Source organism: Microbacterium sp. K41, assembly GCF_004794395.1.
GTDB classification, from domain to species: domain Bacteria; phylum Actinomycetota; class Actinomycetes; order Actinomycetales; family Microbacteriaceae; genus Microbacterium; species Microbacterium sufflavum.
In genome coordinates this window covers 1-520 of sequence record NZ_SSDO01000002.1, presented here as the reverse complement: position 1 = coordinate 520, position 520 = coordinate 1, and the positions used below count along the sequence as shown (strand labels likewise).

The window sequence follows — 520 nt, the reverse complement described above, 5'->3', positions numbered from 1 at the left end:
GGCCGTGCTGATGGGCGTGGCCGGCGCGCTCGTGGGCCCTCAGCCGGTGGGAGCGCTCGTGGCCCTGGCGGCGGTGGTGGTGCTGCTCGCGCCGAGCTACGGCCTGATCCTCGGCCTCGCCCTCGACCGCCTCGACCCCGCACGGAGCGCCGCCGTGACCGGGGCCCTGGTCGCCTGCGGCGCGGTGGGCGGCACCTTCGTGCCCACGCTGATCCTGCTCATCGGTCGGGATCCGGCGGCTCCTGCGACCTTCGTCGTCTCGGCCGTGCTGTGCGCTGTCGTCCCGGTCCTGATGCTCGTGACGTCGCGCTCCGGACGGCACATGTCGGCGACCGGCTGAGGCGCTCCTCCTCCCCCATCCGCGCCTCTCTCCCCTTCCTCACAGATGCCGGGATTCCGGGAGTCGCCACACCCGCAGCGACGTATCGTCGAAGACACACCGCACCCGAGGAGAGCATCCGTGTCCACCGACAGCCTGACGGTCGTCATCAGCGCGATCGGCATCGTGCTCACCCTCGGC

General features: G+C 72.3%; 1 protein-coding gene. It reads left to right on the top strand.

Features of this window, described 5'->3' with window-relative positions:
- Window positions 1–340: hypothetical protein (locus DW309_RS19120; protein WP_205812550.1), on the top strand; the 340-nt coding region annotated here is incomplete at its 5' end.
- Between the last annotated feature and the right edge of the window lie 180 nt (window positions 341–520).